This window comes from Streptomyces sp. NBC_00727 (assembly GCF_045161745.1).
GTDB lineage: Bacteria > Actinomycetota > Actinomycetes > Streptomycetales > Streptomycetaceae > Streptomyces.
On record NZ_CP108981.1, the window covers coordinates 5,538,347 to 5,560,406 of the forward strand.

The window sequence follows — 22,060 nt, forward strand, 5'->3', positions numbered from 1 at the left end:
CACCGGAATCCCGGCGAATCGCCGGGTTTTCGGGGGTAGACATCACGGGAAGTACACGGGGTGGCGCCTGTAAAGGGCGCCGCCGGGACCGTGTACGGTCCCCATCGCCACCCAAGCCGATCACTCCCGAGCGGTCCTTTTGGGTGTCGATTGAGTAACAGACCTTGATGTGAGGCAAAATCTCCGCCTCAGGTCGGGCACAAGTCCGGCCTCTCACGCGTTACGAGCGCTGAGACACCGCAGACACCCAGAGGGGGAGAGCGACATGGCAACGGATTACGACACCCCACGCAAGACCGACGACGACGTCGATCAGGACAGCCTTGAAGAGCTGAAGGCGCGCCGGAGCGACAAGACGGCGTCCGCCGTCGACGTCGACGAGTTCGACGCGGCAGAGGGACTGGAGCTGCCCGGCGCAGACCTGTCCAACGAGGAGCTGGCCGTACGGGTCCTGCCCAAGCAGGCCGACGAGTTCACCTGCATGAGCTGCTTCCTCGTGCACCACCGCAGCCAGCTGGCCCGCGAGAAGAACGGCCAGCCGATCTGCCGCGACTGCGACTGAGGTCGGGTCGGCCGTGGCAGGGGACACACCGTTCCACAAGCGGCGCCCCTGGGGCAGGAAGTCGTCCGGGGAGCACCAGGGCGGTACAGGCCCGGCAGAAGGCGCCCAGGCGCCTGCCGAGCGGTCCGCCCTGCCACCCCCGCCGGACGGACAGGACGATGAGCGGGGCCTGCAGGCCTCGCTCGAAGCGGCCGAAGCAGCGATGGAGGCAGCCCGTGCGGCTGCCGGAGCCGACACGGCGAAAAGGGCCGGAGAGGTCGGCAGGACGGAGCCCGTGACCGGGGCAGGCCGTCTGGATTCAGTGAAACGGGGCGTACGCAAGGGCGGGGAGAGCGCCAAGGCAGCGATCGGTCATATCGCCGACCTGATCATCCATGTCGCTCCCCGCGTCCCTGTGCGCGATCTCGACACCCTGCGCAAGCACTTTCCCGGCCTCGGGCCGGAGGAGATCGCCGACCGGCTCGTCGTGGGAGCCAGCCGCGCGACCGCCACCGTCGGCGCCGGAATCGGCGCGGCGGCCATGATGCCCGTGCCGCCCGCGATGTTCGCGGAGCTGGCCGCCGAGATCGCCGGCGTCGCCGCGATCGAGATGAAGCTCGTCGCCGAACTGCACGAGGTCTACGGACGCCGTCCCCCGGGCAACATCGGCCGGCGCTCCACCGCCTACCTCACCGCCTGGACCGAGGAGCGCGGCATCGAGGTCACCCGCCCGGCCACGGTCGACGCGGCGCTGAGCGGCCGGACGAAGCGCGAACTGCGCCGGCAGATCATGAAACGCACCGTGCGCGACCTGCCGAACCTGATCCCGTTCATGATCGGCGCCGCCGTCGGCGCGTCCATGAACCGGCGCGACACCAGGAAGCTCGCCGAACGGGTCAGGAAGGACCTGCGCGAGAAGCAGATCCCCTGGGACCGCCTGCCCGAGCTGCCCCCGCTGGAACAGCCTGATCCAGACGAAAGGCCCTAGGCCCGGACCGCCGCCTTCAGGGCGGCCACCAGCGCCTGCGGGTCGCGCGTCGACAGATAGACGTACGGCGTCGGGTCCTCGGGGTCGGTGACCTCCACCCGCACCGCCGTCGGGATGTAGCTGCGCAGCAGCATGAAGGCCCGCGTGTCCGCCTTGTACGTGCGCCAGGCGCGCGCCTCCTCGGCGTCCAGCACCTCGGCCTCACCGAGCGCCGTGACCGGAATCCTCGCGTCACCGGCGACCAGCGCACCCGCCACCACCCGGATGCGTGCGGAGCCGTACGAGCTCACCGCGACGGCCGACAGGACCGTGCCGCCGGCGAGGCCGCCGAGCAGCGGCAGGGTGCCCAGCGGCAGCAGCATCAGCGCGCACGCGATGCCGATCAGGACGGCGATCAGCCACCACGACCGGGGGGCGGTGAGGCGTTCGTCGAAGGGCGGGGTGGAAGGCTGCATGGCTCCAAGCTTGGCACGGCGCGACCGGCGGGGACCCGCGCGGGTAAGGTCTGCGCCTGTGAGTGGAACATCTGCGGCTCTGACGCCCCCGGCCGACGCGGTGAAACCGGTCCGGCACCCCGACGCCCCGGCCCCCGGCGAACTCCTCGGCGCGCACTACGAACACTGCTTCGGCTGCGGCTCCGGACAGGCCCACGGGCTGCACCTCCAGGCGCGCGCCGAGGAGGGTGTCCGGGTGACCGCCGAGTTCACCGTGAAGGCCGCCCACCAGGGCGCCCCGGGCCTGGCGCACGGCGGGGTGCTGGCCACCGCGCTGGACGAGACGCTCGGCTCGCTGAACTGGCTGCTGCGGGTCATCGCGGTGACCGGACGGCTGGAGACCGACTTCGTGCGTCCCGTCCCCGTCGACACCGTGCTGTTCCTCGACGCCGAGATCACCGCCGTCCACGGGCGGAAGCTCTACTCCCGGGCCACCGGCCGGATCGGCGGCCCGGACGGACCGGTGGCGGTGCGTGCCGACGCCCTGTTCATCGAGGTCAAGGTCGACCACTTCATCGAGAACGGCCGGCCGGCCGAGATCCAGGCCGCCATGGCCGACCCCGACCAGGTCAAGCGGGCCCGTGCCTTCGAGGTGAACCCCTGATGCGCCATCCCGTCGACGTCCTGATCCGCCGGATCGACCCGGACGTGCCCATTCCCGCCTACGGACACCCCGGTGACGCCGGCGCCGACCTCGTGACGACCGAGGCCGCCGAGCTGGCGCCGGGGGAACGGACCGTACTGCCGACCGGGGTTTCGATCGCCCTGCCGGACGGGTACGCCGCGTTCGTGCACCCACGATCCGGTCTCGCCGCCCGCTGCGGGGTCGCCCTGGTGAATGCCCCGGGGACGGTCGATGCCGGGTACCGTGGAGAGATCAAGGTGATCGTCATCAATCTCGACCCGCGCGAGTCCGTGCGGTTCGAGCGGTTCGACCGGATTGCCCAACTGGTCGTGCAGCAGGTCGAGAAGGCGCGCTTCCACGAGGTGTCGGAGCTTCCCGGCTCGGCGCGGGCCGAGGGGGGCTTCGGGTCCACCGGCGGTCATGCCGCCGTTGATGTTGATGGCGTCCGGGGCGGGGTTCCCCAGGGCGGGAACAGCTACGCTTCGGTCGAATCCGACCGGGAAGGACAGTGACGTGTTCGGACGTCGCAAGAACAGTGGTTCCGCCGATGACACGGTGGACGAGGCGCGCGAGGCCGAGCAGGTCGTCGACGAGCAGACCGAGAGCGAGCCGCGCCGGACGAACCTTCCGCCGGCGCCGCGCCCGGACGGTCCCTGGGACATCAGCGAGGTGTCCCAGCCCGGCGACGGCCGGGTCGACCTGGGCGGCATCTTCGTGCCCGGCGTCGAGGGCATGGAACTGCGCGTAGAGGTCGCCGGTGACGCGATCGTCGCGGCCACCGTCGTGCTCCGCGACAGCGCGGTCCAGCTCCAGGCCTTCGCCGCCCCCAAGAAGGAGGGCATCTGGGGCGAGGTCCGCGAGGAGATCGCCTCCGGCATCACCCAGCAGGGCGGCGTCATCGACGAGGTCGAGGGCCCGCTGGGCTGGGAGCTGCGCGCGCAGGTCCCCGTACAGCTCCCCGACGGGACGAACGGCGTGCAGCTGGTGCGCTTCGTCGGCGTCGACGGCCCGCGCTGGTTCCTGCGCGGTGTGATCTCCGGCCAGGGCGCCGTGCAGCCCGAGGCCGCCGGGCTTCTGGAGACGGTCTTCCGGGACACCGTGGTCGTCCGCGGCGAGGGCCCGATGGCCCCGCGCGACCCGATCGTCCTCAAGCTCCCCAACGACGCCCAGATGGTTCCCGAGGGCGTCCAGCAGGAGGAGCAGGAGGAGTCGAGGTTCTCCGGCGGCATGGCCGGACTCCAGCGCGGTCCCGAGATCACCGAGGTGCGCTGATCCGCACCCGCTGACACCGGCCGGTGGGCCGTACCCCTTTCCCGGGGTGCGGCCCACCGGCTTTTGCGTGCGCGTACGGGGCGCGTATCGGGGGCGTACAGGCGCCGTCAAGGCCGGGCCCACTCCCGTAAGAGAAGCATCAACGCAGGTCAAGGCGGTGCTGGTGGGCGGTTTGCTCAAGGGGTCCGATTCCTCGACACCTCATCCAGGAGCATCCGATGGCCGGTGCGGCCTTCGTCGTCACCACGATCGCGGTCTTCGCGCTGGTGGCACTCGTCGCCAAGGGGGTGGCGAAGCTGTGACCGCGGACAACGTGGCCGGCCTCGTCGTGGCCGCCGCCCTGCTGGGCTACCTCGTCCTCGCCCTTCTCTGTGGTTCCAGCCGCGCCCCTCCGAAGGGCTCGGCACCAACAGCCGCAACACCGGTACTCGCTGCTCGTCTCCGGCGCGAGCAACCTCTCCGGCGACAACGCGGAGCTGATCGACCGGGTCACCGCCGCCAAGGCGGCCGTCGTCCGGGACAACCCCGTCCCCGGGTACCCGCCGACGCCGTCACCTCGTCCGGCTCCGGCCTCGACCCGGACATCTCCCCGGCGTACGCGGAGCTCCAGGTCCGCCGGGTCGCCGCGCGCAGCCACCTCGACGCCGGCCGGGTCGCCGAGCTGGTCGAACGGCACACCGACGGGCGTCTCCTCGGCTTCATCGGGGAACCGCGCGTCAACGTCCTGGAGCTCAACATCGCGCTGCGGCGGCTGGTGACCGGGACGCGCTGACGGGCGGGGCGGTGCCCGGGGCCCACCCGGGCATTGCCCGGTCCCGTGCCACCTGCACATACTGGCGGCCGACACGACCGAGGACCCCCGGGGGAGCGACATGACCGAGAACACCGCCGACACGAGCACCGGCGGGGGAGCCGGCACGGCCGTCGCGGACAGCCCCATGGTCCGCGTCGAGGACCTGCACCGCTCGTACGGCTCCGGCGCGGGCGCCGTGCACGCGCTGCGCGGGGTCTCCTTCGAGGTGCCGCGCGGCGAGCTCGTCGCCCTCAAGGGACGCTCCGGCTCGGGCAAGACGACCCTGCTCAACCTCGTCGGCGGCCTCGACAGCCCGGACGGCGGCCGGATCACCGTCGACGGCACCGACCTCTCCTCGCTCGGTGAGAACGGGCTCCTGGAGCTGCGCCGCGACCGCATCGGCTTCATCTTCCAGTCGTTCGGCCTGATCCCCATCCTGACGGCCGCGGAGAACGTGGGCGTACCCCTGCGGCTGCGCAAGGCCGACCCGCGCGAGCGCGAGGAGCGGGTGTCGCTGATGCTCTCCCTCGTCGGCCTCGCCGACCACGCCGCCCAGCGCCCCGGCGAGCTCTCCGGCGGCCAGCAGCAGCGCGTCGCCATCGCCCGCGCGCTCGCCAACCGGCCCGCCCTGCTGATTGCCGACGAGCCGACCGGACAGCTCGACGCCGAGACCGGCCTCGCGGTGATGGAGCTGCTGCGCGCCGTCGTCCACAGCGAGGGCGTCACCGCGCTCGTCGCCACCCACGACGCCCAGCTGCTCGGCCTCGCCGACCGGGTCCTGGAGCTCAGCGACGGGCACATCATCGAGCACTGACCGGCGGCCCGGGAGCCGTATCAGGGTTGCGTCAATTCCCGCCGCTTCCCACCCCCGCCCGATATGCCGGAAATTCACCAGGTACTTTCGAACCATGGCAGCCACGGCGGCGGCCACCGGTTTCGGAAGACGATGGGGCCATGGCGCGCGGCAAACTTCGGATCTACCTCGGTGCGGCACCCGGCGTCGGCAAGACGTACGCGATGCTCTCCGAGGCGCACCGGCGCGTCGAGCGGGGCACCGACTGCGTCATCGGCTTCGTCGAGCACCACGACCGGCCGCGCACCGAGACCATGCTGCACGGCCTCGAAGCGGTCCCGCGCCGCGAGATCGAGCACCGCGGGGCCGTCTTCACCGAGATGGACATCGACGCCGTCCTGGAGCGCGCCCCGGCCGTCGCCCTGGTCGACGAGCTGGCCCACACCAACGTCCCCGGCTCCCGCAACGCCAAGCGCTGGCAGGACGTCGAGGAACTCCTCCAGGCTGGCATCGACGTCGTCTCCACCGTCAACATCCAGCACCTGGAATCCCTCGGCGACGTCGTCGAGTCCATAACCGGCGTACGCCAGCGCGAGACCGTGCCCGACGAAGTCGTCCGCCGGGCCGGCCAGCTCGAACTGGTCGACATGTCGCCCCAGGCCCTGCGCCGCCGCATGGCCCACGGCAACATCTACAAACCGGACCGGATCGACGCCTCCCTCTCCAACTACTTCCGCCCCGGCAACCTCACCGCCCTGCGCGAGCTGGCCCTCCTCTGGGTCGCCGACCGGGTCGACGAATACCTCCAGCAGTACCGGGGCGAGCACAACATCCGCACCACCTGGCAGGCCCGCGAACGCATCGTCGTCGGCCTCACCGGAGGCCCCGAGGGCCGCACCCTCATCCGCCGCGCCGCCCGGATGGCGGCCAAGGGGTCCGGCAGCGAGATCCTGGCGGTCTACATCGCCCGCAGCGACGGGCTGACCTCGGCCTCGCCCAAGGAGCTGGCGGTCCAGCGCACCCTCGTCGAGGACCTGGGCGGCACCTTCCACCACGTCATCGGCGACGACATACCCTCCGCGCTCCTGGAGTTCGCCCGGGGCGTCAACGCCACCCAGATCGTCCTCGGCTCCAGCCGCCGCAAGACCTGGCAGTACGTCTACGGCCCCGGCGTCGGCGCCACCGTCGCCCGCGAGTCCGGCACCGACCTCGACGTCCACATCGTCACCCACGACGAGGTCGCCAAGGGCCGGGGCCTGCCCATCGCCCGTGGCGCCCGCCTCGGCCGCGCCCGCATCCTCTGGGGCTGGGCGGTCGGCGTCGGCGGCCCGGTCCTCCTCGCCGTGCTCCTCAAGGGCCTGGAGGGCGGCCCCGGGCTCGCCAACGACGTCCTGCTCTTCCTCTTCATGACCGTCGCCGCCGCCCTCATCGGCGGACTGCTGCCCGCCCTCGCCTCGGCCGCCGTCGGCTCCGTGCTGCTGAACTACTGGTTCACCCCGCCCACCCACACCCTCACCGTCCAGGATCCGGAGAACCTGGTCGCCATCGTGATCTTCTTCGCGGTGGCGGTCGCGGTGGCCTCCGTGGTGGACCTCGCCGCCCGCCGCACCCACCAGGCCGCCCGGCTCCGCGCGGAGTCCGAGATCCTGTCGTTCCTGGCCGGCAGCGTGCTCCGCGGCGAGACCACGCTCGCCGCGCTCCTGGACCGGGTCCGCGAGACCTTCGGCATGGGCTCCGTCGCCCTGCTGGAGCGGCGCAGCGACGTCGACCCCTGGACGTGCGCCGGGAGCGTCGGCCCGGCCCCCGCCGCCCGGCCCGAGGACGCCGACGTGGACATGCCCGTCGGCGACCACATGGCCCTGGCCCTGACCGGCCGGGTGCTGCCCGCCGAGGACCGCCGGGTCCTCGGTGCGTTCGCCGCCCAGGCCGCCGTCGTCCTGGACCGCCAGCGCCTGGTCGACGAGGCCGAGGAGGCCCGCAGACTCGCCGAGGGCAACCGCATCAGGACCGCTCTCCTGGCCGCCGTCAGCCACGACCTGCGCACCCCGCTCGCCGCGATCAAGGCCGCCGTCTCCTCCCTGCGCTCGGACGACGTCGCCTGGTCCGAGGACGACGAGGCGGAACTCCTTGAGGGCATCGAGGCCGGCGCCGACCGCCTCGACCACCTCGTCGGCAACCTCCTGGACATGTCCCGCCTCCAGACCGGCACCGTCACCCCGCTCATCCGCGAGATCGACCTGGACGAGGTGGTGCCCATGGCCCTGGGCGGCGTCCCCGAGGACAGCGTCGACCTGGACATCCCCGAGACGCTGCCCATGGTCGCCGTCGACCCCGGACTCCTGGAGCGGGCCGTCGCCAACATCGTGGAGAACGCCGTGAAGTACAGCCCCGACGGCGACCGCGTGACCGTGGCGGCCAGCGCGCTCGGCGCCCGCGTCGAACTCCGGGTCGCCGACCGCGGCCGGGGCGTCCCCGACGAGGGCAAGGAGCGCATCTTCGAGCCGTTCCAGCGGTACGGGGACGCCCCGCGCGGTGCCGGGGTCGGCCTCGGGCTCGCCGTGGCCCGCGGCTTCGCCGAGTCCATGGGCGGCACCCTCGACGCCGAGGACACCCCGGGCGGCGGCCTCACCATGGTCCTCACCCTCCGGGCGGCACCGGGCCACGCCCCGGCCGCCCCCGGCCTGCCCGCGCGGGTCACCTCATGAACCGCGGGGACCTCCCCGCACCGACGTACGCCCAGCAGAAAGGCAGGACCGCGATGACCCGGGTGCTTGTGGTCGACGACGAGCCGCAGATCGTACGCGCCCTCGTGATCAACCTGAAGGCGCGCACCTACGAGGTGGACGCCGCGCCCGACGGGGCCACCGCCCTCCAGCTCGCCGCCGCCCGCCACCCCGACGTCGTCGTCCTGGACCTCGGGCTGCCCGACATGGACGGCGTCGACGTGATCCGGGGCCTGCGCGGCTGGACCCGGGTGCCGATCCTGGTGCTCTCGGCCCGCCACACCTCCGACGAGAAGGTCGAGGCGCTGGACGCGGGAGCCGACGACTACGTGACCAAGCCGTTCGGGATGGACGAGCTGCTGGCCAGGCTGCGGGCGGCGGTGCGCAGGGCCGAGCCGGTCGGGCAGGACGGGGGCGACCAGGTCGTCGTCGTGGAGACCGAGGGCTTCACCGTCGACCTCGCCGCCAAGAAGGTCCAGCGCGACGGCCGCGACGTACGGCTCACGCCCACCGAGTGGCACCTGCTGGAGGTCCTCGTCCGCAACGGAGGCCGGCTCGTCAGCCAGCGCCAGCTGCTCCAGGAGGTCTGGGGGCCCTCGTACGGCACCGAGACCAACTACCTGCGCGTCTACATGGCCCAGCTGCGACGCAAGCTGGAGGCCGACCCCTCCCACCCCCGCCACTTCGTCACCGAACCCGGCATGGGTTACCGCTTCGAGCGCGCCTGAAACCGATGCGCCCGGCGTGTCCGTGTCCCCCGTCCGAGTGAGACGGCGGCCACCCGCGATGACCTCGTAGGACCGGTACCCTTCGGGTATGAGTGCTGTTCCCCGATTCGAGAAGGCCCACAAGGGCGACCGCCCGTCCGGGCGCTTCCGGCGGATGCTCGACCGGCTTTCGAGCTCCCAGGAGGACCTGGAGTGCGAGGAGCTGGAAGAGGACTCGCAGGCCTCGGGGTGCACCCGGATCTCCGAATGCACCGACCGCCAGATCGTGAAGGTCACTGGTACCTTGCGGACGGTCACCCTGCGACCGCGCGCCGGAGTGCCCGCCCTGGAGGCGGAGCTCTTCGACGGCACCGCGCCGCTCGACGTGGTCTGGCTCGGCCGCCGCTCCATCGTGGGCATAGAACCGGGCCGCAAGCTCATCGCCTCCGGCCGGATCGCCATGAGCCACGGCCGCCGGGTGCTGTTCAACCCCAAATACGAACTCCGACCGCTCGGCAAGGAGTAGCCGGTGACGTCTCTCGACAAGCCGACGTCCGACACGGACCGCACCACCGACCAGCAGGAGGCCGACGCCAGGGCGGTCACCGAGGCCGCGCTCTTCGAAGCCTTCGGCGGCGTGAGGGGCATGGTGGAGACGGTCCTGCCCGGGCTGCTCTTCGTCACGATCTTCACCATCGACAAGAACCTCACCTACTCGGCCGTCGCGGCCGTCGCGGTGTCGCTGGGCCTCGTGGCCGTCCGGCTGATCCGCAAGGACACCGTCAAGCACGCCTTCAGCGGCGTCTTCGGTGTGGCCTTCGGCGTCGTCTTCGCCAAGATGACGGGCAACGCCAAGGACTTCTACCTCCCGGGCATGCTCTACACCCTCGGCCTCGCGCTGGCCTACCTGGTCAGCACGGTCGCCGGCCTGCCGCTGATCGGCCTCATCCTGGGCCCGGTGTTCAAGGAGAACCTCTCCTGGCGCACCCGTAACCCCGGCCGCAAGAAGGCGTACGCCAAGGCCAGCTACGCCTGGGGGCTGATCCTGCTCGCCAAGTGCGCGATCCTCTTCCCGCTGTACTGGTGGGCCGACACCACCCAGTTCGGCTGGGTCCTGATCGCCCTGAAGATCCCGCCCTTCCTGCTGGCGGTCTACCTGACCTGGGTCTTCCTCGCCAAGGCGCCGCCGCCCATCGACGTCTTCGCCGAGATGGAAGCCGAGGAGGAGGCCGAGAAGGCCCGCAAGGCGGCCGCCGCCGAAGCGTCCGGGGGCCAGGAGCTCTGAGACGTACGAGAGGGGCCCCGTCACCGCTGGTGACGGGGCCCCTCTCGCATGCCTACGCCTCCGGGTCGCCCCGGCGCACCGACAGCAGGTCCTCCAGCTGCTCCTCGCGCGCCTGCGCGGCCACGAACAGCAGCTCGTCCCCGGCCTCCAGGCTCTCCTCCGGGCTCGGCGTCAGCACCCGCTGGCCCCGGATGATCGTCACCAGCGAGGTGTCCTCCGGCCAGGCGACCTCCCCGACCTGCGTACCCGCCAGTGCCGACTCCGGCGGCAGCGTCAGCTCCACGAGGTTCGCGTCGCCGTGGCTGAAGCGCAGCAGCCGGACCAGATCGCCGACGCTCACCGCCTCCTCTACCAGCGCCGACATCAGACGCGGCGTGGAGACCGCCACATCGACGCCCCACGACTCGTTGAACAGCCACTCGTTCTTCGGGTTGTTCACCCGGGCGACGACCCTCGGCACGCCGTACTCGGTCTTCGCCAGCAGCGAGACGACCAGGTTCACCTTGTCGTCACCGGTCGCCGCGATCACGACGTTGCACCGCTGCAGCGCCGCCTCGTCCAGCGACGTGATCTCGCAGGCGTCCGCCAGCAGCCACTCGGCCATCGGCACCCGCTCCACCGAGATGGCGGTCGGTGCCTTGTCGACGAGCAGCACCTCGTGCCCGTTCTCCAGCAGCTCGCCCGCGATGGAACGCCCCACCGCACCGGCCCCGGCAATCGCGACACGCATCAGTGACCGCCCTCCTCGGGGCCCTCGGCGAAGGCCGCCTCGACCTTCGCGATCTCGTCCGTACGCATCATCACGTGGACGAGGTCGCCCTCCTGCAGCACCGTCTGCGACGACGGCAGTATGGCCTCGCCCAACCGGGTGATGAACGCGACGCGCACACCCGTCTCCTCCTGGAGCGTGCTGATCTTGTGGCCGATCCAGGACGGCGTGGTGTGCACCTCGGCCAGCTGTACCCCGCCGCTCGGGTCGCGCCACAGCGGCTCCGCGCCCGAGGGCAGCAGCCTGCGCAGCATCTGGTCCGCGGTCCAGCGCACGGTCGCGACCGTCGGGATGCCCAGCCGCTGGTAGACCTCGGCGCGACGGGGGTCGTAGATGCGGGCCGCGACATTCTCGATGCCGAACATCTCGCGCGCCACGCGGGCCGCGATGATGTTGGAGTTGTCGCCGCTGCTCACCGCGGCGAACGCCCCGGCCTCCTCGATCCCCGCCTCGCGCAGGGTGTCCTGGTCGAAACCGACCCCGGTCACGCGACGGCCGCCGAACCCGGAGCCCAGGCGCCGGAACGCCGTGGGGTCCTGGTCGATGACGGCGACCGTGTGCCCCTGCTGCTCCAGGGTCTGCGCGAGAGCGGCTCCCACTCGCCCGCAGCCCATGATGACGATGTGCACCTTGCGCCTACCTCGCAGTCCTGGTCGTCCGGCTGACCTGCGAAAACACCCTGCTCACACTCTTTCCTCGGCTGGCCGGGCAAACAACGGGGCAACGGTGTGTCCCGTCGCCCGGATACGAGCTTATGCGGCGCCGGTCGCGTTGCCTCATCCGAGTGTGCGCATCGCGGGGCGGCCGGGGCAAAGGCGGCGTGGCCCGGACCGCTCCGGGCGCTTTGCCGGGGCACACGGCGCAAGGATTGCGTTAAGGATTCCGTGGCGTTTCCGGCCGAGTGCAGGAGATTGGCGGGCCACGCCCGTGGGGCGGGGGCGGGTCACATGCCGAACCCTTACGATCCTCAGCGTGTCCAAACTGACCGACGTGCCCAAACGGATCCTGATCGGACGGGCCCTGCGCAGCGACAAGCTGGGGGAGACGCTCCTCCCCAAGCGCATCGCACTCCCCGTCTTCGCATCCGACCCGCTGTCCTCGGTGGCGTACGCACCCGGAGAAGTCCTCCTCGTGCTGTCCATCGCGGGTGTGTCGGCCTACCACTTCAGTCCCTGGATCGCGGTCGCGGTCGTGGTCCTGATGTTCACGGTCGTCGCCTCCTACCGGCAGAACGTGCGCGCCTACCCCAGCGGCGGCGGCGACTACGAGGTGGCCACCACCAACCTCGGCCCCAAGGCCGGTCTGACCGTCGCCAGCGCCCTGCTGGTCGACTACGTCCTGACCGTCGCCGTCTCGATCGCCTCGGGCGTCGAGAACCTGGGCTCCGCGGTCCCGTTCGTCGTCGAGCACAAGACGGCGTGCGCGGTCGCCGCCATCGTGCTGCTGACCCTGATGAACCTGCGCGGGGTCAAGGAGTCCGGCAAGCTCTTCGCGATCCCCACGTACCTCTTCGTGGCCGGCGTCTTCATCATGATCATCTGGGGCGCCTTCCGCGGACTCGTCCTCGGCGACACCATGCACGCCCCGACCTCCGGGTACACGATCAAGCCCGAGCACCAGGGCCTCGCCGGCTTCGCCCTCGTCTTCCTGCTGCTGCGTGCGTTCTCCTCCGGCTGCGCGGCGCTCACCGGCGTCGAGGCGATCAGCAACGGCGTACCCGCGTTCCGCAAGCCCAAGAGCAAGAACGCCGCGACCACGCTCGCGATGATGGGTCTGCTCGCCGTCACCATGTTCTGCGGCATCATCGGTCTCGCCATGGCCACCGACGTCAAGATGGCCGAGAACCCGGCGAAGGACCTGGTCAGCAACGGCCGGCCGGTCGGCGCGGGCTTCGTCCAGGACCCGGTCATCTCGCAGGTCGCGGCCGCGGTCTTCGGCGACGGCACGTTCTTCTTCGTGATCCTCGCCGCCGCCACCGCCCTCGTCCTCTTCCTGGCCGCGAACACCGCGTACAACGGCTTCCCGCTGCTCGGCTCGATCCTCGCCCAGGACCGCTACCTGCCCCGCCAGCTGCACACCCGCGGCGACCGGCTCGCCTTCTCCAACGGCATCGTCCTGCTGGCCGGCGCCGCGATCCTGCTGGTCGTGATCTACGGGGCCGACTCGACCCGGCTCATCCAGCTGTACATCGTCGGCGTGTTCGTCTCCTTCACGCTCAGCCAGACCGGCATGGTCCGGCACTGGAACCGCCACCTGCGCGTGGAGAAGGACCAGGCCAAGCGCCGCCACATGATCCGCTCCCGGGCGATCAACACCTTCGGCGCCTTCTTCACCGGCCTGGTGCTCGTCGTCGTCCTCGCCACGAAGTTCACCCACGGTGCCTGGGTCGCGCTGCTCGGCATGGTGATCTTCTTCGGCACGATGACCGCGATCCGCAAGCACTACGACCGGGTCGCCGAGGAGATCGCCGCCGACGAGACCGCCCCGGACGAGTCGATCCGCCCCTCCCGCGTCCACGCGATCGTCCTGGTCTCCAAGCTCCACCGCCCCACCCTGCGCGCGCTCGCCTACGCCAAGCTCATCCGCACGGACCACCTGGAGGCGCTCTCCATCAGCGTGGACCCGGCCGAGACGAAGGCCCTCAGGGAGGACTGGGAGCGGCGCGGCATCAACGTACCGCTGAAGATCCTCGACTCCCCGTACCGCGAGGTGACCCGTCCGGTCATCGAGTACGTCAAGAGCCTGCGCCGGGAGAGCCCGCGCGATGTCGTGAGCGTCTACATCCCGGAGTACGTCGTCGGCCACTGGTACGAGCACCTGCTGCACAACCAGAGCGCCCTCAGGCTCAAGGGCCGGCTGCTCTTCACCCCCGGTGTGATGGTCACCTCGGTCCCGTACCAGCTGGAGTCCTCCGAGGTCGCGAAGAAGCGTGCCCGCAGGCGCGCCGACTGGAGCGCCCCTGGCTCGGTGCGCCGGGGCCCGGTGGAACGCAAGCACAAGGAGCCGGCACCGAAGGGCTGAGGCGGGGGCCCGCCGAGTGTGGTCGGCGGGCGGACGGCACGCACGTAGACTCGTAGGTTGTTGTCGTCCGGCCGCGGGCCGTCCCCTTCCCTCCCTGGAGCCATCCCCTCATGCAGAACGAATCCACGTCGCCGCAGACCGGGGAGACACAGCCGGAGTCGCTGGTCGGGCGGGAGTACGAGGTCGAGGTCGGCCCGGTCGCGCACGGCGGCCACTGCATCGCCCGCACGGACGAGGGCCGGGTGCTGTTCGTACGCCACACCCTGCCGGGCGAGAAGATCGTCGCCCGGATCACCGACGGCTCCGAGGACTCGCGCTTCCTCCGCGCGGACGCGGTGCAGATCATCGAGGCGTCCAAGGACCGGGTCAAGGCGCCCTGTCCGTTCGCCGGCCCCGGCAAGTGCGGCGGCTGCGACTGGCAGCACGCCAAGCCGGGCGCCCAGCGCCGCCTCAAGGGCGAGGTCATCGCCGAACAGCTCCAGCGCCTCGCCGGGCTCACCCCGGAGGAGGCGGGCTGGGACGGCACGGTCATGCCGGCCGAGGGCGACAAGGTCCCGGCGGGCGAGGTGCCCGCCTGGCGCACCCGCGTCCAGTACGCCATCGACGAGGACGGCCGCGTCGGCCTGCGCAAGCACCGCTCGCACGACATCGAGATCATCGACCACTGCATGATCGCCGCGCCCGGCGTCTCCGAGCTGGGCGTCGAGCAGCAGGACTGGCCCCGGATGGCCACGGTGGAGGCCATCGCCGCCACCGGCTCCCACGACCGCCAGGTCATCCTCACCCCCCGCCCGGGCGGCCGGCTCCCCCTGGTCGAGCTGGACAAGCCGGTCTCCGTCCTGCGCGTCGACGAACGCGACGGCGGCGTCCACCGCGTCCACGGCCGCGGCTTCGTCCGCGAGCGCGCCGACGACCGCACGTACCGCGTCGGCTCCGGCGGCTTCTGGCAGGTCCACCCGCAGGCCGCGAACACCCTGGTCCGCGCGGTCATGCAGGGCCTGCTGCCCCGCAAGAACGACACCGCCCTCGACCTCTACTGCGGCGTCGGCCTCTTCGCCGGTGCCATCGGCCAGCGCATCGGCGAGAAGGGCGCCGTCCTCGGCATCGAGTCCGGCAAGCGCGCGGTCGAGGACGCCCGCCACAACCTGGCGGACCTGGACCGCGTCCGCATCGAACACGGCAAGGTCGACCAGGTCCTGCCCCGCACCGGCATCACCGAGTGTGACCTCATCGTCCTGGACCCGCCCCGCGCGGGCGCCGGCAAGTCCACGGTGAAGCAGCTGGTGGGGCTCGGCGCGCGCCGCATCGCCTACGTGGCCTGCGACCCGGCGGCGCTGGCGCGGGACCTGGGGTACTTCCGGGAGGGCGGATACCGGGTGCGGACGCTGCGGGCGTTCGATCTGTTCCCGATGACGCACCATGTCGAGTGCGTCGCGATCCTTGAGCCTGCCGAAAAGGGCGCCTGAGCTGCGGTTTTGTCGAGTGTGCATTATGTGCGCTGTGGGCGTTACGGGCGATATCTTGACGCATATTCGACGCACGATCGGCCTTTCTGACGCACGTTTGACGCACGCCCTGACGAGTCATCAGGCGATCGCCTCTACTTCTGATGGCGTGACAGGTGTGGCAGGGGGGTGCTCAATCTTGATAACTCTCTGTGGCGGAGCCAGCGCCGTGTAGCGGCCCCGGAGGGACGGGGTAGGGCTTGGTCGCCGTTGGTCAGTGTTTGCCCGTCGTGACGTCGTGGAGTGCCGCCCGGTGCGTCGGGCGAGCAGGGGCAGGATGCATCCACACGCTTTCTTCACGGCCCCGTGGCCTCATGTGGAAACAAACTTGCACCCGCGCGACGTTGTCGATCTCCTAAGACTTGTCCCGTAAGCGATGGTCGAGGCAGCTGAGATGGGGCATGACCGTCCCGGTGTCCGCTGGTAGTCAAGGTGCGGTGGCAAGATGGCGACCTCGACGCTCCTGAGAGGCCATCCTCGTGCCCACGCCTGCCGACTACCTCGCACTGGCGCATGCCGAGACAGACGGCCCTGTCCTGCAGCGTCTCGCGCAATGTCCGTACCCCTTCGTCTGGCAGGCCCTGGCTACCAACCCCCACACCCCGCCCGTAGCTCTCCTGGAACTGAGCAAGGCCCGCGACAGCGTCTGGAACGACAACAGACTTCTGCGCCTGCTGGCAGAACATCCCGGCGCGGACCGCATCGTTCTTCGAGCTGTCCTCGATGCTGTAGCGGCGAAGCTCGAGGAGGGCGAACGGCCCTACGCCGCCGTGCATGCTCTCGCAGATCGGCTGGAGCTTGGGGCGGACGAGGTGAGGAGGCTCGGGACTCACCGCGGGGCCTCTACTCGTCTACGCAGCCTGCTTACCCTGCGTCTGCGCTCCCGCATCTGAGTCGCCTCGCCGGTGGTGCGATGATCTTGGTGTGGCTGGTGTGATCACGGCGTCGGAGCCGTCCTGGATAGCCCCATTCACTGGGCTGAGCCCGCGCGCCTTCGGGAAGTTGGTGGCCGCACTGCGCCGCGAGGGTGCGGACGCGGTACGGCGGGGCCGGCCGTGGGGACTGCCGTTGGAGGACCGAGTACTGCTGGTCGCGGCCTACTGGCGCACAAACTTGACGATGCGCCAGATCGCACCTCTGTTCGGCATCTCGAAGTCGGCCGCAGACCGCATCATCGACCAACTCGGCCCGCTCCTCGCCCTGCAGCCCAGGCAGCGCTTCGCGAAGGGCACCGTGCTCATCGTGGACGGCACCCTGGTTCCCACCCGCGACCACACCATCGCCGAGCAGTCCAAGAACTACCGTTACTCCACTAACCACCAGGTCGTCATCGACGCCGATACCCGCCTCGTCGTGGTGGTCGGCCGGCCTCTGCCCGGCAATCGGAACGACTGCAAGGCGTGGGAGGAGTCCGGCGCGAAGGCGGCCGTCGGCACGACCACGACGATCGCCGACGGCGGCTATCCAGGCACAGGACTTGTCATGCCTCACCGTCGCCGCAAGGGCGAAGAACTGCCCGATTGGAAACAGGCCCACAACACGTCCCACAAACAGGTCCGCGCCCGTGTCGAGCACGTCTTCGCGCGCATGAAGACCTGGAAGATCCTCCGCGACTGCCGCCTCAAGGGCGACGGCGTCCACCACGCCATGCTCGGCATCGCCCGCCTGCACAACCTCAACCTCGCCGGATAGACGAGCGGTCGGATCGATCACCGACCACGTCCACGCCAGTCATAGATCATTTACGGGACAAGTCTTAGCCGAGGGGGGAAGTCGGGCGTGAAGCTGTTTCATACAACGAAAGGCGGCGTGACTGAGGTCACGCCGCATCTTGCCGACGTCGAGGCGGATGTGCAGAGCCTTATCGAGGCGCACATGGAGGCGATGCTAGGGGTGCGATTCCTGGCGAGCGAGTACGTAATTGGATGCACCGATGGCGGACGTATCGACTCGCTGGGCCTCGATGAGAATGGCGCGCCCGTGATCGTTGAGTTTACCGACCGCAGGTAGCCCCGCCCGTGATGTCCGTCTGGGACTGTGACCAGCACGTCCCAGGCTTGTTTACCGACCGTGTCCGGGACGTCTGTCATGTTCTGGTGTCGGTACGGAGGACGAGTGGCACGGCACGTGGTGATCGGGGACCTGAGGGTCCAGCAGATCGAGCGGAAGGACGGGCGGCGGTCGTGGACGATCGTGTGGCCCGAGGGGGCGGTGCACACGGAGGCGGACCGGTTCCTGCGTCTGCATAATGGTTCGGGAACGCAGAGGACGTACGCGTATCTGCTGGTGGACCATCTGAGGTGGCTGGAGCGGGAGTGCCTGGCCTTCGCCGCAGTGCAACTGCGGGACCTGGAACGGTACATGGGAATGGTCGGCGCCGAGGTCCGCATCCCGCTCGGCGAGCCGTGGCGGGTCGGCAAGCGCTCCTACGGCCGCTCCGCGTTGTCGACCGCGGCGGCCTGTCTGAAGGGCTTCTACCTGCATCAGTCCTCCCTGGGCATCAACGGTGAACTCGGCAAGAAGCTCGATACGTCGCGGCTGCCGTCGCGGGTGGGCCGGCGCCGTTCGTTCCTCGGGCATGTGAAGTCCTCGCTGCCCACCAACCCGCTGGCGCCGAAGGGGCCGCACCGTCGGCATCCGAAGATGCTTCCTGACGGCGCCCGGGAGAGGCTGCTGGAGACGGTGAACGCCGCCCGGGACCGGCTGGTGGTCACCTGGCTCGCCGACGGCGGGCTTCGCATCGGCGAGCTGTGCGGGCTGCATTTGGTCGACCTACATCTGCGGGAGAACGCGGCCTGCGGCGAGTGCCGCGCCCCTCACCTGCACGTCTGCCACCGGCCCGGCAATCCGAACCGCGCCGAGGCCAAGACGAAGCACCCCTGGCGGGTCGAACACGGCATCGTGACCGGCGGGCTGATCAAGCGGGTCAGCCCCGCGATGGTGCACACCTACTTCGAGTACGTCACCACCGAGTACCCGCGCGGTGCCGAGCACGGCATGCTCCTGGTCCAGTTGCACGGCGCCGATACCGGACAGCCGTGGGCGCCGGTCGGGGCCCGGCGGATGCTCGGCCGGGCCGGGAAACGCGCCGGACTCGGGGTCGTGAAACCCCACGCCTTCCGGCATACGTTCACGTCCGCGGTTCTCGACGCCGCCGACGGCAACACGCTGATCGCCCGTGACGCCGGCGGCTGGGCGTCGGCGGCGATGGTGGATGAGGTCTACGGACACGTTGATGTCCACGACCCGGTGTTCGATGCCGCCCTATGCACGGTCTGGGGTGGGACGAAGTGACGGCGCTGTCGCTGCTGCCGCAGCAGGATGCCCGCACGCGACGGGACCGGCTGGAGGTGCTCACCGCGCTGATCAGCGGGCCCGATTTCGATCCGGTGCTGCGCGGCGGGGTGTTGAAGATCCCGCCGCTGCACGCGGTCTTTCCGTGGAGCTGCACGGTCGTCGACTGCGCGCGGCCCCGCTGGCGGCGCTACGCGATGTGCTCGGTGCACGCAGAGCAATGTCGGGAGGCGGAGGCGCGCGGCATGAACCGGGCTCAGTTCCTGCGGACCGCGGAACCGCTGCCGGCCACGGAGATGCCGGAGGCGATGATGTGCCGGATCTGCCCGCAGCGTCCGGCGTTCAGCCTGCAGCTGGTGTTGTGCTTCCGGCACCGCAACCGGTGGCTTGGCCACCTGAAGCGGCACCCCGAAGCGAGTGTGAGCGAGGGGGAGTTCGAGCGGTGGCTGGCCGACCAGCCGTCGCTGCCGGGCTACGGTGAGTGCTGCGCGGATGTCTGTGATGAGCTGGCCGCCTCGCCGCTGGGGTTGTGCGGGGCGCACGAGCGTGGCTACATCCGGGCCGGGCGGCCGGGCGGGGCGACACTGCCGAAGAACTTCTTCGCCACCTACGAGCGCGGTGATCGCCCTGTTCCGGTGACCTGCAAGGACGAGGTCGCCTTTCGTGCCTGGTGCCGCGCACAGCTGCCGGTGCACCGCACCGGAACGGTCAACCTGCGCGGGCTGCGGCCCTTGCTGCGGGCGGAGGTGCAGTGGGGCATGTATGTCCACGGCCTGCAGCCCGTCGCCGTGTGGCATCTGACGTGGGTGCAGTCGCTCGCGGACGAGTGCCAGCGCCGCGACGCGGACTCCCTGGCCGGCCTGGATGCGTCCGTCTTCCGCCGCGCCTACCACCAGCGCATGGTCCAGGAGATACAACAGGCCCTGCGGAAGATCTACTTCATCCCCTCCGAGACCCGGGATGCCGGCTACATCGAGACCGAGCACTTCGGGGTGCGCTTCCCCCACCGCTCCAGCTACATCGACCTGACTTGCATCACCCAGCGGTGGCTGCGCGACCTCTTGTGGGACCACATCGCCGTAGTGCTGCGCTCGCCCACCTGCCCGCGCAGCGCCCAGCCGGTGGACTTCGTGCGCCGCGCCGGCGCCGAACTGTCCGCGTTCTTGGAGGCCGAGGCGCCGGGCGGCGGCCACAACTCCACGATGCTGCGCGGCGAGCACGTCCACCGCTTCGTCGCGGACCTGCGCAACCGCGAACGCCTCGGCCTGCCCTTCCGCGGTCATGCCCGCCTGGACGGCAAAAGAGCGAAGGTCACCGAGAACTCGCGCCGCATGGTGTTCAACTATGGCCGGGCCCTGCTGCGCGGCGCGCTGGACAGCGGCAGCGCCGAGCAGATCGGCCTGGACCGCGCCTTCATCGCCGCCATGCCAGCCGGCGGCCCGGGCACGCCCCGCAGCCGCAACCCCTTCCCCGACGAAGTCGCCCGGGCGCTTGCGGACGAGGCCAACCTGCAGCAGCTCGCCTCCGGCCACGACCCTCACGACCGCGGCCTGAGAGACATGTGGGAGACCATCATCGTCACCGGCCGGCGCGCCAACGAGGTCATCCAGCTGCGCCTGGACTGCGTCGGCCGCTACGGCGGGCTGCCCCTGCTCTGGCACGACCAGACCAAGGTCGGCAACCTAAACGCGGCTGTCCGCATCCCCGACCATCTCCTTCACCGGCTCGAAGAACGCCGCAAGAAGACCCTGACCCACTACGCCGACCGACACGCCGGCCGCCCACCCACTCCCGCCGAGCGCGCCCAGCTGGCGCTGTTCCCCACCGACATCCTCAACCCCGACGGCCGCCGTGCCCTGTCCTACACCTGGTTCCACACCGGCTTCCGCAGCTGGCTCGCCGAGCTTGACCTCGGCGGTCATTACGTCGCCCACCAGGCCCGGCACACGCTGGCCACCCGGCTGCTGCGGCACGGCGCGAGCCTGACGCACATCCGCCGCTACCTCGGCCACGTCTCCGACCGCATGGCCGAGCACTACGTCCACCTGACCAGCACCGACCTGGACAACGTCCTCCAGCACGTGTGGGTCGCCGGCCCCGGCACGGCTCATCCCGGCGAACTCCTCACCAGCGACACCGCCCCGCTCACCCACGAGCAGGCCCAGGCCCTCGCCATCGATCTGTCCCGCCGCAGCACTCCCGCCGAGGGTGGATTCTGCACCTTCCAGCCCGTCGTCAACGGCGGCGCCTGCCCCTTCAACCTCGACTGCCACAACTGCGACAAGTTCGTCCTCTCGGGCGCCGACCTCCTCTACTGGCGGCGCAAGCGCGAACAGTGGCGGCTGCTGGCCGAGCGCGCCCCCGACGACGCCACCGCCGACTACCTCCACCACTACTTCGAGCCCACTGCCCGTGCCATCGACGGCTTGGAGAAGGCCCTGGCCGGCCTCGGCCTCCTCGACGACGCCCTCGCCCTGGACCTGCGCAAACCCCAGGACTACTTCCACCGCGTGTGGTCCACCGCCTTCCGTGCCGCCGACCTCGCCGACGCGGGCAGCGACGAGCCGGACGAGTACAGCGATACGTGCACAGCCGACAGCGACGACCCCGAACAGGAAGCAGCATGAACACCGCCACCGTTCCCGAACCCCGCACCGCGTCGGCCCTGGCCGCCCGCCGCCGCAGGACCGAAGCCGCCCTTGAACGCGTCCACCAGGCCATCGCCCGGCTCCGACGCGAGAAAGCCCAGATCAGTGTCGCCGTCGTCGCCCGCCGAGCGGACGTCTCACGTACCTTCCTCTACGACAACGTCGAGGCCAGAGCTGCGGTCGCCGCAGCAATGACGCAGGTCGGCGAACGGCGGTTGGGGATCCTCGTCGCGCAGGGGAACGAACGCGAGGCAACCTGGCGCGAACGCGCGCTGAACGCCGAGGACGCCCTCAAGGCCGCCCACGCCGAGATCCTCACCCAGCGCACCCGCATCGGCGAACTCCTGGGTCAAATACGGGACTTGGAAGCCGAATGGACCGAGGAGGCCGTCCAGCGGATCACCACCGAGAACACCGCCCTCAAGCAACGGGTCCGTCAGCTCACCGCCGCCAACCGCACCCTCGACGAACGGCTCAAGGCCGCCCGCTCCAACCTCCGCTTCCAAGACCGCCGCGTCGCAGACCTCGAAGCCCAACTCGCGTCTCGCGACTAATGATCACACCCAGGCAGATGCCTCGTGGCGGATGGCGGCGCCGGCCAG

19 protein-coding genes and 3 pseudogenes are annotated in these 22,060 nt (G+C 70.5%); 19 read left to right on the forward strand and 3 right to left on the reverse strand.

Features of this window, described 5'->3' with window-relative positions; translation table 11 throughout:
- Positions 1-265 precede the first annotated feature (265 nt).
- Both OG242_RS25135 and OG242_RS25140 read left to right on the forward strand, forming a co-directional pair.
- Entirely contained in the window at positions 266-562 is a 297-nt protein-coding gene (locus OG242_RS25135) for a DUF4193 domain-containing protein (protein WP_003965732.1), read from the forward strand.
- 13 nt (positions 563-575) lie between these two features.
- Positions 576-1,529 (forward strand): hypothetical protein, encoded by a 954-nt coding sequence (locus OG242_RS25140; protein ID WP_405900298.1) that lies wholly within the window; start codon positions 576-578, stop codon positions 1,527-1,529.
- Here the strand turns inward: OG242_RS25140 and OG242_RS25145 are convergent.
- The gene (locus OG242_RS25145; protein WP_405900299.1) at positions 1,526-1,984 is read right to left on the reverse strand and encodes a DUF3093 domain-containing protein; all 459 of its coding nucleotides are present in this window, start codon (positions 1,982-1,984) and stop codon (positions 1,526-1,528) included. The genes OG242_RS25140 and OG242_RS25145 overlap by 4 nt on opposite strands.
- A gap of 58 nt (positions 1,985-2,042) precedes the next feature.
- On the opposite strand from OG242_RS25145, the gene OG242_RS25150 reads away from it, so the two are divergent.
- The 10 genes and pseudogenes from OG242_RS25150 (at position 2,043) to OG242_RS25195 (ending at position 10,221) form a co-directional block, all read left to right on the forward strand.
- Positions 2,043-2,627 (forward strand): PaaI family thioesterase, encoded by a 585-nt coding sequence (locus tag OG242_RS25150; protein WP_405900300.1) that lies wholly within the window; start codon positions 2,043-2,045, stop codon positions 2,625-2,627.
- Positions 2,627-3,160, forward strand: coding sequence for a dUTP diphosphatase (dut, locus tag OG242_RS25155; protein ID WP_405900301.1), 534 nt, complete (start codon positions 2,627-2,629; stop codon positions 3,158-3,160). Before OG242_RS25150 ends, dut begins: the two co-directional genes overlap by 1 nt.
- A 1-nt stretch (position 3,161) precedes the next feature.
- Positions 3,162-3,920, forward strand: a complete 759-nt coding sequence (locus tag OG242_RS25160; RefSeq protein ID WP_405900302.1) for a DUF3710 domain-containing protein — start codon at positions 3,162-3,164, stop codon at positions 3,918-3,920.
- 298 nt (positions 3,921-4,218) lie between these two features.
- Positions 4,219-4,290: pseudogene (locus OG242_RS25165) on the forward strand (K(+)-transporting ATPase subunit F); the annotation flags it as partial.
- Positions 4,278-4,692, forward strand: a pseudogene (locus tag OG242_RS25170) (potassium-transporting ATPase subunit C); the annotation flags it as partial. The pseudogenes OG242_RS25165 and OG242_RS25170, both read left to right, overlap by 13 nt.
- A gap of 100 nt (positions 4,693-4,792) precedes the next feature.
- On the forward strand, positions 4,793-5,527 hold the full coding sequence (locus OG242_RS25175) for an ABC transporter ATP-binding protein (protein ID WP_405900303.1): 735 nt from the start codon (positions 4,793-4,795) through the stop codon (positions 5,525-5,527).
- Positions 5,528-5,667: 140 nt separating this feature from the next.
- Entirely contained in the window at positions 5,668-8,211 is a 2,544-nt protein-coding gene (locus OG242_RS25180) for an ATP-binding protein (RefSeq protein ID WP_405900304.1), read from the forward strand.
- A gap of 53 nt (positions 8,212-8,264) precedes the next feature.
- A complete protein-coding gene (locus OG242_RS25185) occupies positions 8,265-8,957 on the forward strand; it encodes a response regulator (protein ID WP_405901723.1) in 693 nt (230 codons plus the stop codon).
- Positions 8,958-9,045: 88 nt separating this feature from the next.
- Positions 9,046-9,462 (forward strand): OB-fold nucleic acid binding domain-containing protein, encoded by a 417-nt coding sequence (locus OG242_RS25190; protein ID WP_405900305.1) that lies wholly within the window; start codon positions 9,046-9,048, stop codon positions 9,460-9,462.
- A gap of 3 nt (positions 9,463-9,465) precedes the next feature.
- Positions 9,466-10,221, forward strand: coding sequence for a DUF3159 domain-containing protein (locus OG242_RS25195; protein WP_405900306.1), 756 nt, complete (start codon positions 9,466-9,468; stop codon positions 10,219-10,221).
- 52 nt (positions 10,222-10,273) lie between these two features.
- On the opposite strand, the gene OG242_RS25200 is transcribed toward OG242_RS25195, so the two are convergent.
- Both OG242_RS25200 and OG242_RS25205 read right to left on the reverse strand, forming a co-directional pair.
- Positions 10,274-10,951, reverse strand: a complete 678-nt coding sequence (locus tag OG242_RS25200; RefSeq protein ID WP_164401034.1) for a TrkA family potassium uptake protein — start codon at positions 10,949-10,951, stop codon at positions 10,274-10,276.
- Positions 10,951-11,619: a TrkA family potassium uptake protein gene (locus OG242_RS25205; RefSeq protein ID WP_266783829.1), complete on the reverse strand. Its 669-nt coding sequence runs from the start codon at positions 11,617-11,619 to the stop codon at positions 10,951-10,953. Before OG242_RS25205 ends, OG242_RS25200 begins: the two co-directional genes overlap by 1 nt.
- A gap of 343 nt (positions 11,620-11,962) precedes the next feature.
- Between OG242_RS25205 and OG242_RS25210 the strand changes: the two genes are divergently transcribed.
- The 7 genes and pseudogenes from OG242_RS25210 (at position 11,963) to OG242_RS25240 (ending at position 22,012) form a co-directional block, all read left to right on the forward strand.
- Positions 11,963-14,011: an APC family permease gene (locus OG242_RS25210; RefSeq protein ID WP_405900307.1), complete on the forward strand. Its 2,049-nt coding sequence runs from the start codon at positions 11,963-11,965 to the stop codon at positions 14,009-14,011.
- Between the two features lie 110 nt (positions 14,012-14,121).
- Entirely contained in the window at positions 14,122-15,477 is a 1,356-nt protein-coding gene (locus tag OG242_RS25215; RefSeq protein ID WP_405900308.1) for a class I SAM-dependent RNA methyltransferase, read from the forward strand.
- A gap of 963 nt (positions 15,478-16,440) precedes the next feature.
- Complete coding sequence (locus tag OG242_RS25220) at positions 16,441-17,208, forward strand: transposase (protein ID WP_405900309.1); 768 nt, start codon at positions 16,441-16,443, stop codon at positions 17,206-17,208.
- A 117-nt stretch (positions 17,209-17,325) separates the two neighbouring features.
- Positions 17,326-17,511 (forward strand): annotated as a pseudogene (locus OG242_RS25225) (transporter); the annotation flags it as partial.
- Between the two features lie 120 nt (positions 17,512-17,631).
- Positions 17,632-18,810 carry a tyrosine-type recombinase/integrase gene (locus OG242_RS25230; protein ID WP_405900310.1) on the forward strand — a complete coding sequence of 393 codons (1,179 nt, stop codon included), beginning with the start codon at positions 17,632-17,634 and terminating at the stop codon, positions 18,808-18,810.
- Complete coding sequence (locus OG242_RS25235) at positions 18,783-21,437, forward strand: tyrosine-type recombinase/integrase (protein WP_405900311.1); 2,655 nt, start codon at positions 18,783-18,785, stop codon at positions 21,435-21,437. The genes OG242_RS25230 and OG242_RS25235 overlap by 28 nt, the downstream gene beginning before the upstream one ends.
- The gene (locus OG242_RS25240) at positions 21,434-22,012 is read left to right on the forward strand and encodes a DUF6262 family protein (protein ID WP_405900312.1); all 579 of its coding nucleotides are present in this window, start codon (positions 21,434-21,436) and stop codon (positions 22,010-22,012) included. Before OG242_RS25235 ends, OG242_RS25240 begins: the two co-directional genes overlap by 4 nt.
- The last annotated feature ends 48 nt before the right edge of the window (positions 22,013-22,060 follow it).